The 12,543-nt window shown below is 74.5% G+C and carries 10 protein-coding genes; 4 read left to right on the forward strand and 6 right to left on the reverse strand.

Features of this window, described 5'->3' with window-relative positions; genetic code table 11:
* Positions 1-311 precede the first annotated feature (311 nt).
* From AB0C33_RS39720 to AB0C33_RS39730, 3 genes are read left to right on the forward strand one after another with little or no spacing between them, the layout of a single operon-like run.
* On the forward strand, positions 312-1,289 hold the full coding sequence (locus AB0C33_RS39720) for an ABC transporter substrate-binding protein (RefSeq protein WP_358297706.1): 978 nt from the start codon (positions 312-314) through the stop codon (positions 1,287-1,289).
* Entirely contained in the window at positions 1,286-2,062 is a 777-nt protein-coding gene (locus AB0C33_RS39725) for an ABC transporter permease (protein ID WP_358297708.1), read from the forward strand. Before AB0C33_RS39720 ends, AB0C33_RS39725 begins: the two co-directional genes overlap by 4 nt.
* Entirely contained in the window at positions 2,059-2,865 is an 807-nt protein-coding gene (locus AB0C33_RS39730; RefSeq protein WP_358297710.1) for an ABC transporter permease subunit, read from the forward strand. Before AB0C33_RS39725 ends, AB0C33_RS39730 begins: the two co-directional genes overlap by 4 nt.
* Before the next feature lie 3 nt (positions 2,866-2,868).
* Here the strand turns inward: AB0C33_RS39730 and AB0C33_RS39735 are convergent, their stop codons facing one another.
* The 5 genes from AB0C33_RS39735 to AB0C33_RS39755 form a co-directional block, all read right to left on the reverse strand.
* Positions 2,869-3,861 (reverse strand): nitrilase-related carbon-nitrogen hydrolase, encoded by a 993-nt coding sequence (locus AB0C33_RS39735; RefSeq protein ID WP_358297713.1) that lies wholly within the window; start codon positions 3,859-3,861, stop codon positions 2,869-2,871.
* Position 3,862: 1 nt separating this feature from the next.
* A complete protein-coding gene (locus tag AB0C33_RS39740) occupies positions 3,863-4,306 on the reverse strand; it encodes a hypothetical protein (RefSeq protein WP_358297716.1) in 444 nt (147 codons plus the stop codon).
* A 3-nt stretch (positions 4,307-4,309) separates the two neighbouring features.
* Complete coding sequence (locus AB0C33_RS39745; protein ID WP_358297718.1) at positions 4,310-5,719, reverse strand: aldehyde dehydrogenase family protein; 1,410 nt, start codon at positions 5,717-5,719, stop codon at positions 4,310-4,312.
* A gap of 147 nt (positions 5,720-5,866) precedes the next feature.
* A complete protein-coding gene (locus tag AB0C33_RS39750; RefSeq protein ID WP_358297720.1) occupies positions 5,867-7,321 on the reverse strand; it encodes a serine/threonine-protein kinase in 1,455 nt (484 codons plus the stop codon).
* A gap of 149 nt (positions 7,322-7,470) precedes the next feature.
* Positions 7,471-8,469, reverse strand: a complete 999-nt coding sequence (locus AB0C33_RS39755; protein ID WP_358297721.1) for a hypothetical protein — start codon at positions 8,467-8,469, stop codon at positions 7,471-7,473.
* Between the two features lie 152 nt (positions 8,470-8,621).
* On the opposite strand from AB0C33_RS39755, the gene AB0C33_RS39760 reads away from it, so the two are divergent.
* The gene (locus AB0C33_RS39760) at positions 8,622-11,579 is read left to right on the forward strand and encodes a S8 family serine peptidase (protein ID WP_358297722.1); all 2,958 of its coding nucleotides are present in this window, start codon (positions 8,622-8,624) and stop codon (positions 11,577-11,579) included.
* Here the strand turns inward: AB0C33_RS39760 and AB0C33_RS39765 are convergent.
* Positions 11,572-12,438: an SDR family NAD(P)-dependent oxidoreductase gene (locus AB0C33_RS39765; protein ID WP_358297723.1), complete on the reverse strand. Its 867-nt coding sequence runs from the start codon at positions 12,436-12,438 to the stop codon at positions 11,572-11,574. The two genes, AB0C33_RS39760 and AB0C33_RS39765, sit on opposite strands and share 8 nt — an antisense overlap.
* Between the last annotated feature and the right edge of the window lie 105 nt (positions 12,439-12,543).

Below are 12,543 nucleotides of genomic sequence, written 5' to 3' on the forward strand. Positions count from 1 at the left end.
CAAGGAGCGGCAATGACCGCGTCGGCGGCGATACGCAGTTCAGCAATTGCTCCCACAATGGCCAGGGATATACGCGAAGATTTACCCGGACTTATACCGACCGTCAGGGCCGCCAATACAAATGCCCGGTTTGTTTCATGGCGGTGGCCGCGACTCCTGCTGTACGATCGCCATTCGTGGCAGCGGGGCTTTCCGGTGGCGCCGAATGGGTCGGGGGTTCGGGCGATTCGGGCCCGCGTCCGGCCGTGCGCGCGCCGCGATTCTCCCCTCGCCCGGCCAGGAATCGCGCCGGCCAGTCAGGAGAGAGCATCGTGAAGATCGCACACGCCGCCGCCGCGCTGGCCCTCGTCGCCGGCCTCGCGGCCTGCGGCGGCGGCGCGGCCCCCACCCCCACCAGCGGCTCCGGCAGCTCCGGCGGGCTGGAGAAGACGCAGCTCCTCGTCGGCGTGGTGCCGGTGCCGTCGGCGGCGCCGCTGTTCATCGCCGAGAAACGCGGTTTCTTCAAGGCCGAGGGCCTGACGGTCAAGACCGAGATCATCCAGGCCCCTCAGGCGGTCATGCCGAAAATACTCAACGGCAGCATGGACGCGTTCCTGACCTCCTACGTCTCGCTGCTGTCCATCAACGATTCCGGGGCGGCCAAGCTCAAACTGTTCCAGCACAGCCAGGAGTCGGCCCCCGGAGTCGCGGGCGTCGTCGTGCCCAAGGGGTCGCCGGTCAAATCCGCCACCGACCTCAAGGGCAGGACGGTCGCGGTCAACGTGCTCAAGGCGCTCGGCCAGACGGTCACCAACGCCCACCTCCAGCAGGCCGGGCTCGCCCCCGACGCCGTCAAGTACGTGGCGATGCCGTTCAACGAGCAGCTCGGCGCGCTGGCCTCGGGCAAGGTCGACGCCGCCTGGCTGGTCGAGCCGTTCCTGACCGCCGCCAAGAAGGCGGGCGGCACCGAGGTGATCGACACCATGTCGGGCCCGACCGCGGGCATCCCGATCGACGGCTGGGGCGTGTCCGAGTCCTGGCTGGCCGCCAACCCCCGCACCGCCGCCGCCTTCCACCGCGCCCTGGCCAAGGCCCAGGCCGTCGCCGCCGCCGACCGCAAGGCGATCGACGAGGTCATCCCGACGTACACGCAGATCGACGCGGCGAGCGCGGCGGCCATGAAGCTCGGCGTCTTCTCGATGGAGCCGCCCCGGGAGGGCTTCCAGAAGCTGGCCGACCTGCTCGTCGGCTACGGCTACCTGAAGAGCAAGCCTGACGTCGGCACGCAGATCGCGACCGGCCTGGAATGATCACGCGGGGCGGGCGGCTGGTCCTCGGGACGGCGGGGGTCGCCGGGGCGCTGGTCCTGACCGAGGCCGCGGGCCGGGCCGGGCTCATCGACCCCGGGGTGCTGCCGTACGCCTCCGACGTCCTGGCCGCCGCGGCCGGGCTGGCGGCCGACGGCGCCTTCCACGCGCAGGTGCTGGCCACGCTCGGCGCGTGCGCGGCCGGCCTGCTGATCGCGATCGCGGTGGCGGTGCCGGCCGGGCTGCTGCTCGGCACGGTGCCGGTGGTGGAACGCTCGGCGCGGCCGCTGGTGGAGTTCCTGCGGCCGATCCCGTCGGTGTCGCTGATCCCGCTGGCCATGTTCCTGTTCCCCGACAGCGCCGACGCCAAGACCTCGCTGATCGTCTACACCTGCTGCTGGCCGCTGCTCGTCAACACCATGTACGGCCTGTCCGACGTCGACCCGCAGGCCAAGGAGACGCTGCGCAGCTTCGGCTTCGGCCCGCTGGCGGTCGTGCTGCGGGTCTCGCTGCCGAGCGCCGCGCCGTTCGTCGCGACCGGCGTGCGCATCTCCGTCGGGGTCACCCTCATCGTCGCCGTCAGCGTGGAGCTCATCGCGGGCGGCGACGGCATCGGCACGTTCCTGCTCCAGGCCGGCAGCGCCAACCACGTCGACCGGGTGCTGGCCGGCACGCTGTGGGCGGGCCTGCTCGGGCTGGCGGCCAACCTGCTGGTCACCACGGCCGAGCGGCGGCTGTTCCGCTGGCACCACGCCCGCGCGCAGGTGGCGGCGTGACCCGGCCGGGGCCGGGCGGGGCCGCGGCGACCGTCTGGCGGTGGGCGCGCCGCCACTGGCTGCTGCCCGTGGTGGCGGTGTCGTGGGAGCTGGTCGCCCGGCGGGCGGCGGCCGTCTACTTCCCGCCGCCCAGCACGATCCTGGCGCGGCTGCGCGAGATGTGGTTCTCCGGCTCGCCGGGCCGGCTGTTCCTGACCGACGAGGCGATCGCCGACCTGCTGCCCAGCCTCGGGCGGCTGGTGACAGGGTGGGCGCTGGCCGCGCTGGCGGGGGTGGCGCTGGGCCTGGCGCTGGGCCGCCTGGAGTGGCTGGCGGCGCTGGCCGAGCCGCTGCTGCACCTCGGCCGCTCGGTGCCGCCCGCGGCGCTGCTGCCGGTGTTCCTGCTGCTGTTCAAGATCGGCACCCCGATGCAGCTCGCCTCGATCGTGTACGGGGTCGTGTGGCCCGTACTGATCAACTCGATGGACGGCGGCCGCCACGTCGACCGCGGCTACCTCGACACCGGCCGGGTCTTCCGCCTGTCGGCGGCCACCCGCCTGTTCCACGTCGTCCTGCCCGCGGCCGCGCCGAAGATCCTGGCCGGGCTGCGGCTCAGCGTGTCGCTGGCGCTGATCATGATGGTGATCTCCGAGCTGTACGGCAGCAGCGAGGGCATCGGCCACCGCCTGCTGGAGGCGCAGAGCCAGTTCGACATCCCGGCCATGTGGGCCGGGATCGTGCTGCTGGGCGTGCTCGGCGTGGCGCTCAACTCGATCTTCCTGGCGGCCGAGCGGGGGCTGCTGCGCCGCTACGCCCGCGCCTGACGTTCAGCCCCGGCCGTGCAGGCGTTCGATGATCTCGCGCTGCCGGGCGACGTGGAAGCCGCGGTCCGGGGCGGCCTCCAGGTCGGCGGGCCGTTCGACGTCGTGCGCGGCGTACTCGCGCGCCCACAGCCCGGTCTTGACCCGGCTGGGCAGGTTCGCCATGCCGGGCCTGCGGCGGGCGCGGCGCAGCGCGGCCAGGTCCAGCTCGGCGGCGGCGACCAGCGTCTCCCCCGGCCCGGCCTGGGCCAGCGCGCGGCCCTCGTGGTCGATCACCTCCGAGCCGCCGTTGACGGAGTCGCCCGGGATCGCGATGCCGGACAGCCCGGCGGTGTTGGCCGAGACGACGAAGGCCAGGTTCTCCAGAGCGCGGGCGCGGCGGGCGACGGCCTTGGGCGTCAGGGCGGGCGAGTACGCCTCGGAGGTCGGGTTGCAGAACACCTCAGCGCCGCGCAGCGCCAGCGCCCTGGCCAGCTCGGGCATCAGGATCTCCTCCGAGGCGAGGGCGGCCAGGTTGCCGATCTCGGTGCGCGCGACCGGCAGCACGCCGTCGAGGCCGTACCGGTCGAGGTAGCGTTCCCACACGTCGTACGGCGTGGGCGTGAACAGCGAGTGCAGCCGCCGGTAGCGCAGCACCGCCTCCCCCGCCGGGGAGAGGATCACGCACGCCTGGAAGTACAGGCCGGGGAAGTGCTCGTCGCGCTCGTAGGCGTTGACGCACAGGAACACGTCCTCGTCGGCGGCGATCGCGGCCAGCGCCCGGTACTCGGGCCCGTCCACGTCGAGGGCGGCCTTCTCGCGCCACTCGGCCGGGCCCTGCCCGGCGGGGAAGCCGGTCAGGACGTACTCCGGCAGCACCACCAGCCGCAGGGCGGGGCCGAGCCACGCCTTGCTGCCGCCGACGCGCTCCGCCACGCGCCCGACGGCGGCGGCCAGGTCGGCGCGGTCGGTGACGGCCCTCGCCGCGATCTGGAGCGCCAGGGCGGTGCAGGCGGTCATGTCAGGCGGTCCTGTGCTCGTCGATCAGCGTGCGCCGCACGCACTCGCCGTTCCTGATCCACTGCCAGGTGCGGCTGCGGGAGCCGCCGTCCGGGCTCAGCACGATCAGCTCGAACAGCCGCAGGTCGTCGCCTTCGGCCTTGAAGCGCCAGGTCAGGTAGATGGTGCTGTCGTCGAGCTCCCAGAACTGGCCGGTCAGCCGATCGGTGTCGAACGCGCACCGGCCGCCGCCCAGGTATGTGCCGGGGAACTCGTGCACCTCGGTGCGGCCGTCGTCCCAGCGGTAGCGGTTGGTCTGGTGGTAGCCGGTGTCGTCGACGATCGCGCAGGTCATCTCGACGTGGTGGCGGTCGATCACGGCGCCGTCCTTGTCGACGTGCACGTACTCGCCGGCCCACTCGCCCTCGTGGCGGGCCAGCAGCGGCATCTCGGCACGCAGTCCCATGCTCTATCCCTCCCTGGGGTGCCACCACGGGTCGGCGGCCCCGGACCGGTTGATCAGGTACGCCCTGCGGCGCAGGAACCGGCCGATCGAGGCGGCGCCCATGCGCGAGCCGCCGAGCCCCGACAGGCCGAAGGAGTTCTTCTCGCCCTCGTGGACGAGCGCGGTCAGCGCGGCGTCGTTGACGCTGACCGCGCCGGCGTTCAGCCGGGCCGCGACGGCCAGCGCCTCCTTCTCGGTGGCGGCGAACACGGCGGCCGACAGCCCGTACGCGCTGTCGTTGGCCAGCTCCACCGCCTCCTCCGCCCCGGACACGGCCATGACCGGCAGCACCGGCCCGAACGTCTCCTCCGTCATGACCAGCATGTCGTGCCGCACCCGCGACAGCACGGTGGGACGGCACCACAGCCCGCCGCCGTGCCGCTCGATCGCGCCGCCCGTGTGGGTCAGCGCCCCCTTGGCGGCGGCGTCGGCCAGGTGGGCCGCAATGACGCCGGCCTGCGCGGGGTCGATGATCGGCCCGATGGGGCCGCCCTCGCAGGTCAGCCGGGTGCGCGCGGCCCGGTCGGCGAGCAGGCCGAGGAACGTGTCGTACGCGCCGCGCTCGACGTAGACGCGTTCGACGGACTGGCAGGACTGCCCGGCGTTGGCCGTGCCGCCCCACAGGACGGCCTCGGCCGCCCGTTCCAGGTCGGCGCCCGCCAGCACGATCGCCGGATCCTTGCCGCCCAGCTCCAGGTGGGCGGGGACGAACGCGCGCGCCGCGGCCTCGGCCACCCGGCGGCCGGTCGGCACGCTGCCGGTGAACACGACGGTGTCCACCAGGCCGACGAGCCGTTCGCCGGTCTCGGCGGCCCCCTCGACCAGCCGCAGCGGCAGCTCGGCGGGGACCAGCCGCATCAGCGGCTCGATGAAGCGCGGCGTCACCTCGCTCGGCTTGACCAGCACCGCGCAGCCGGCCGCCAGTGCGGGCACCGCGTCGATCAGGGCGAGCAGCAGCGGGAAGTTCCAGGGGCTGATCACCCCGGCCAGCTCGTACGGCACCGCGTCGCCGCCCACCGCGATCCCCGGCAGCGCGGCCGGCCGTTCGGGCGGGGGCGCGAGCAGGGCGGGGGCCTGGCGCGCCCAGCGTTCGGCGAGCCCGGCGGTGAGCTGCCGCTCCAGCCTGGACTCGGCCTCCCGGCCCGTGTCGGCCACCAGCGCGGCCAGCAGCTCGTCGTCGGCCGCCAGCGCCCGGCCGAACGCGGCCAGCACCGCGCCCCGGTCGCCGGCCCGGTCGGGAGCCCGCCAGGCGGGGGCCATCGCGCGCAGCCCGGCCGCGATCTCCGCCAGCCGATCGGGGCCGACGGGCGCGAGCGGCCGCTCGGCGCGCCCGGTGAGCGGGTTCCTGACGACGTGCCCGGTCGAAGGCGTCACGAGGCCCATTCTGAGCACGTTGACCGTCGCGGTGTCCAGCCGTACGCCACCCCGAATGATCTTCGATGCCGGGGAGCCGCTGCGGGTGCGCGCGGCCGGCTGCGAGGCGTGGACCGCCGACGGCCGGGGCTGCGCTCTTCGGGCCGGTCAGCCCTGGAGCAGCGCCGCGATCGTGGCCAGCAGCGCGATCGGCCCCATGACGGCCACCGTCACCACGGTCGCGCTGCGGCCGGGCAGGAGGCGGGCCAGCACGCGCGCGGCCCTGCGCCGCGCGGGCCCCGCGCCGGGCAGCACGAACAGCCCCAGCGTGAACGCGCCGGCGGCCAGGGCCTCGGCGTGGCTGGTGCTCGATCCGGCCGCCTCCAGCAGGCCGGCCACGCCCAGGCCGCAGGCCAGCGACAGGAGCAGGTTGCCCATGGCCACGAGCGCGGCGCGGGCCGGCGTCGGCCGCTCCTCGGACAGGAAGTGGTCGGCGACGCGCAGCGCCAGCGAGAGCGCCACCGCTAGCAGGCCGCCGACGACCGGCGTGACGACGGTCGTGGCCGACAGCGTCACCAGCGCCAGCACGCCGACGAACGCGCTGCTGGTCACGAACCGCCGCAGGTCGAACGGCTCGGCGGGGGCGGCGGGCGCCGGGGCGGGCCGCGGGCGTTCCCACTGCCGGTCCGCGTGGACGGTGGGGGCGGGCGGCGCCGGCTGCTCGTGGTGGCCGCGCGGCGCGTACTCCACCGGCGGCAGCAGGGCGGAGACGGCGTCCATGGTGAGCGTGCTGGCGCCGGGCCGTTCGGGCGGGAGCGGGCGGCCGCCGGGGTCGAGCGCCCCGGCCTGCCGCAGCAGCTCCCGGGCGACGGGCCGGGCCGCCGGGTCGACGCGCAGCGCGCCGGCCAGCCAGCCGCGCAGCCACGCGGGCGCCTCGTCGAGCCGCGCCCGTCCCTCCATGGTGTTGAAGCAGACGGCCTCGAACGACCCGGTGCCGAACGGCGGCAGCCCCGTGGCGGCGAAGAACACCGTCGAGGCCAGCGCGTGCACGTCGGCCGCCGGGGTGACCTGCGAGGCCCGGATGATCTCCGGCGCCAGGTAGCCGGGCGTGCCCACGAACATGCCCGACTGCGTCAGCCGGGCCGCGTCGACCAGGTGGGCGATGCCGAAGTCGATGACCAGCGGCTCGCCGCCGACCAGCATGACGTTGGCCGGTTTGAGGTCGCGGTGGATCACGCCGGCCGCGTGGATGTCGACCAGCGCCTGGCACAGCCCCTGCGCGAGCCTGACGACCGCGTGGGCCTCCAGGGGGCCGTCGGTCAGGACGGCCTGCTCCAGCGTGCGCCCGTCGGCGAAGCGCGTCACGACGTAGGGCCGGTGGGCGTCGAACTCGGCGTCGACGACCTCGGCGACGTACCGGCTGCGCACCCGGCGCATGGTCTCCACCTCGCGCACCAGGCGGTCACGCGCCTTGAGGTCGGCGGCGACGTGCGGATGCAGCACCTTGATCGCGACCTGGCGACCCGCGCCGTCGAGACCGAGGTGGGCGACCCCCATGCCGCCCTCGCCGATCTTCCTGATCACCCGGTAAGGGCCGAGATGCTCCTGCGTCTGAGCACTCATCCTCGACGTCATCCTCCGTGTTCCCCCGTTGTTCCCCCGCTGGCCGTGCACCGGCGCGCGGCGAGGAACATTCTCCCGCAGCGCACCCCCCGAGATGCACAGTAAGCGAAGATCGACCGAAGTGCGGCGATATGGAAGGCGGTAGGGAATCAGAGCCAGCCGCGGGCGGCCGCCTCCGCGCCCGCCTGGAAGCGGCTGGTCACGCCGAGGCTCTCCACCACGGCGGCGATCTTGCGGGTGGCCGTCCTGGGGCTGACGCCGAGGTGGCGGCCGATGGCCTCGTCCTTGAGCCCGGCGTTGAGCAGGCGCAGCACGAGCAGGTCCGCCTCCGCCGGGCGTTCCTGCGCCGCCTGCGGCAGCCCGGCCAGCGGCCGGCCGCGCTCCCAGTAGACGTCGAACAGCTCGACCAGGGCGTCCAGCAGCCGCGAGGGGTGCAGCAGGGCGATGTTGTCGTAGACGCCGTCCACCAGCGGGAACAGGCCGATCCTGCGGTCGGCGATGCGCAGCTTGAACGGCAGGTGCGCGACGAACCGGGACCGCTCGCCCTCCTCGGCCAGCCGGATCAACGTCTCCAGGCGGCCGGGCCGGTCCAGGGACTCGGCGCAGTAGACCACCCGGATGTCCACGCCGCGCGCCAGCAGTTGCCGGGTGCCCTCCAGCTCCGACTCGTTGGTGTCGTGGGAGTCGTCGGGGCGGCCCACGTACGGCGGGCGGTCGAAGCCGAGCAGTTCCACGCCGACCGTCCGCTGCAACTCGGTGATCACCCGCTTGACGGCCTCCTCGCCGGCCAGCACCTCCACGACCCCGGCGGGCCCGGAGCCCATCCGGCCGGAGTGGTAGAGCTGGGCGAAGTCCGACACGACCGTCCGGACCGCCGCGAGCCGCGCCTCGGTCTCCAGGCGCCGGCGGTCCACCAGCCACTCGATCGCCGCCTCCGGCGGCACGGCCTCGTACCGGCCGGGTCCGGTGCGGCGCAGCAGCCCGGCGTCGGCCAGGCGGGCCAGCCCGGCGCGCACCCGGGCGGGGCCGGTCTCCAGCGCGGCCGCCGCCTCGGCCGTGCGCAGGCCGGGCCCGCGCAGCAGCAGCCGGTAGAGCCGCTCGTCGAAGTCCGACAGGCCCACCGCGCCGAGCACAGAGCCGTCCGCCACAAAGCACCTTCCGAAAATGTCGTTTTTGGTCACGTGGCCGAAAATGTCAGCACTATATCTCGACACTGATCTCCACTGGACGCTTGACTCCAAGGCGGCCCTCCGGTGATCCTCCCCGGACGGGTGACCAGGCTCGTCCCCCTTGAGGAGCAATGTCCCGCAACACCCGCGTTCACCGCGCACTGGCACTGGCCGCCGCGCTGACGGTCACCGCCGCCGTCCCGGCCGTGGCCGGGCCCGCGGCGGCCTCCACAGCAGCCGCCGCACCGGCCGCAGCCCCCTCCCCCTACGTCGTCACCCTGACCGAGTCGCCCCTGGCCACCTACGACGGCGGCGTCACCGGCATCGCGCCCACCAAGGGCGGCAAGGGCAGGAAGGTGGACACCACCAGCCCCCACGCCAGGCGCTACCGCGACCGCCTGACCACCCGGCAGGACGAGGTGGCCCGCAGCGTCGGCGCGTCCGCCACCGCCCACCACGTGGTCGCCTCCAACAGCTTCACCGCCGACCTCACCCCCGCCCAGGCCCTGCGCCTGCACGCCACCCGGGGCGTGCTCTCGGTCACCCCGGACGTCCTGCACAAGGCCCTGGACGACCGGAACTCCACCGACTTCCTGCGCCTGTCCGGCGACCGCGGCCTGTGGGCCGCCCTCGGCGGCACGGGCAAGGCGGGCAAGGGCGTGGTCGTCGGCGTCGTCGACACCGGCATCTGGCCGGAGAACCCGTCCTTCGCCGGCCCCGCCCTCGGCACGGAGCCGGCCGCCGGCACCGACCCGTACCGCCCCTATCTCAAGGACGGGGCCACGGTCATGCGGAAGGCCGACGGCTCCACGTTCACCGGTCTCTGCCAGACCGGCGAGCGCTTCACCGCCGACCTGTGCAACGGCAAGCTGATCAGCGCCCGCTACTTCGGCGAGCAGTGGCTGCGGCAGACCCCGCCGCAGCAGCGCGACGACTTCGCCTCGCCGCGCGACGCCCAGGGGCACGGCTCGCACACCGCCGGGACCGCAGCGGGCGACCACGGCGTGCCGGCCGCCGCGAACGGCATCGACTTCGGCGCGGTCTCCGGCGTCGCGCCGGGCGCGGCGATCGCCGTCTACAAGGCGCTGTGGCAGGGCAAGGACGGCGGCACGACGGGCGGCTTCAGCTCCGACCTGATCGCGGCCATCGACCAGGCGGTGGCCGACGGCGTGGACGTGATCAACTACTCGATCGGCAGCGCGATGTCGGAATCGCCCGCCGACGACCCGATCCAGCTCGCCTTCCTGGCCGCCGCCCAGGCCGGCGTCTTCGTCGCCACCGCCGGCGGCAACTCCGGCCCCGACGCCTCCACGCTGGACAACACCGCGCCCTGGACGACGACCGTCGCCGCCGGCACGATCGCGCCCCGCCGGGGCGAGGTCCGGCTCGGCGACGGCGCCGCCTACCGGGGCATCAGCACCTCGGTCGTCGCGCCGCTCGGCCCCGTGCCGCTGGCCACCGCCGTGTCGGTGAAGGCGGGCCAGGCGTCCGACGCCGACGCCGAGGTGTGCGCGGCCGGCGCGCTCGACCCGGCCAAGGCCGCCGGGAAGATCGTCTACTGCGAGCGCGGGACGACGGCCCGCGTGGAGAAGTCGGCCGAGGTCAGGCGGGCCGGCGGCGTGGGCATGGTGCTGGGCAACCCGACCCCCCAGTCCACCGACGCCGACCTGCACGCCGTGCCGACCGTGCACGTGGACGCGCCCGACGCCGGGAGGATCGCGGCGTACGCGGCCACGCCGGGCGCGACGGCCACCCTGCTCCCCGCCCCCTCCGACGGCGTGGCCTACCCCGAGGTGACCAGCTTCTCCTCGCGCGGCCCCGCCCTGTCCGCCAAGGGCGACCTGCTGAAGCCGGACGTCACCGCCCCCGGCGCGGCGATCCTGGCCGCCGTGGCGCCGCCGGGCAACGACGGCAAGGACTTCGACTTCTACTCCGGCACCTCGATGGCCACCCCGCACATCGCCGGCCTGGCCGCCCTCTACCTCGGCCGGCATCCCCAGATGTCGCCGATGGCGATCAAGTCGGCCATGATGACCACCGCCTACGACACCAGGACCCCGGACGTCTTCGCCCAGGGCGCCGGGCACGTGGACCCGTCCCGCATGTTCACCCCCGGCCTGGTCTACGACGCCGGGCCGACGGACTGGTACGGGTTCCTGGAGGGCCTCGGCGTGGCCACCGGCACCGGCGTCGCGCCGCTGGCCGCCTCCGACCTGAACTACCCGACGATCGCGGTGGCCGAGCTGTTCGGCTCGCGCACGGTCACCCGCCGGGTGACGGCGCTCACGCCGGGCGTCTACCACGCCTCGATCGAGGTGCCCGGGTTCAGGGCGAAGGTCAAGCCGTCCACGCTGGTGTTCAAGGAGGCCGGCCAGGCCAGGGAGTTCACCGTCACGCTGGAGACGCTGCCCGAGGCCACCGGCGAGACCGCCACCGGCCGGCTCACCTGGACCGGGGCGGGCATCAGCGTGCGCAGCGCGATCGTGGCCACGCCGCTGAGCGCCAGGGCGCCCGCCGAGGTGCGCGGCGCGGGCGCGGCCGGCTCCCTCTCCTTCGAGGTGACGCCGGGGCTGAAGAAGTTCCAGGTCACCCCGTACGGGCCGGTCTCGGGGGCCGAGACGCCCGGCACGGTCGGCCAGGACGAGGTGTGGGGCCGCGAGATCCCGGTCACGGTGCCCGAGGACGCCAGGGCCGCCGCGTTCCGCATCAAGGCGGTGAACCCGGAGGCCCAGGTGGGCGGCCTGCTCGTCCGCGAGGGCGCCGGCGAGCGCGAGTTCAAGGCGTGGCTGTCCAGCCCGGACGGCGACCACCGCGCCGTGCTGTCCCGCCCGCGGCCCGGCAGGTACACCCTGATCGTGCTCAGCCTGGGTGACCTGCCGGGGACGACGTCCACGGCGTTCACCACCCAGACCGACATCGTGGAGGCGGGCCACGCGCGCGGCGCGCTCACCGTGACGCCGGCCCGCCCGAAGGTGACCGCCGGCACGCCGTTCACGCTGACCACGTCCTGGACGGGCGCGACGCAGCGCGTCAACACCGGCTACGTCGAGTACCCCAACGGCGCCGGGACGATCGTCACGATCAACTAGCCGCCCGCTCCGGCCGCCGCTCCGGCCGCCACGGGAGAACCCGTCCGAACCGGACGAGTTCCCCGTAGTGGCCGGGGTCCACCGGGCCGAGGGCCAGGTCGAGCAGCGGGACGGCGGCCTGCTCCGGCGTAGGCGCGCCGCTGACGTCCCACCACAGGCCGGACGTCGGCGTGTTGATCATCCCCGGGCAGACGGCGGCCAGCAGGATCCCGCGGCAGGCGTCCTCCTCCCGCCGTTGTCCGGCCAGCGCCCGCACCGCGGCGACCTGCCAGACCTTGGACGGGATGTTGACGAAGCCCGGCCAGGACTGGGCGCGGGCGCTGCCGTCCCTGACCGCGTCGCGCCAGGCCGCCACCTGCGCGTCCACCTCCTCCAGGCTGGTCAGCCCGTCGAAGCGGTCGTGCAGGACGGGGGCCAGGTGGTGCAGCGTGCCGAGCGAGCTGCCGACCACCAGGAACCGGCCGCCGTCCCGGACCAGCGGGGCGAAGGCGCGCAGCAGCCGGGTGGTGCCGAAGTTGTTCACCTCGGTGTAGGCGTCGATGAGGGCGCGCATGTCGTCGTCCGGGCCGACGCGCATGACGGCGTTGCCGGCGACGACGTCCACGCCGCCGTGCCGCTCGCGCAGCAGGCCGGCGAGCTCGGCGGCGGCCTGCGGGTCGGCCACGTCGAGCAGCTCGCCGCGGACCCGGGCGCCGGTCGCCGGCATCGCCGCCGCGGCCTCGGCCACGCGGGCGGCGTCGCGCCCGGTGAGGTAGACGGTGTCGTCCGGCGTCATCCGGCGGGCCAGCCCTTCGACGAGGGCCAGCCCGAGCCCCTGCGTCGCGCCGGTCACCAGGGCGACCTTCGGGGTGGTGCTCATTGTCGCTCCTTCGAACAGTGCTTGTGCGGGCCGGTGCGCGCTCCCGGCACCGGTCAGGTTAGGAGCGGCCGGAGGCATTCGGGTAGCGAAAGTTCCTCAAGTCCG

Source organism: Nonomuraea sp. NPDC048881, from assembly GCF_040649795.1.
GTDB lineage: Bacteria > Actinomycetota > Actinomycetes > Streptosporangiales > Streptosporangiaceae > Nonomuraea.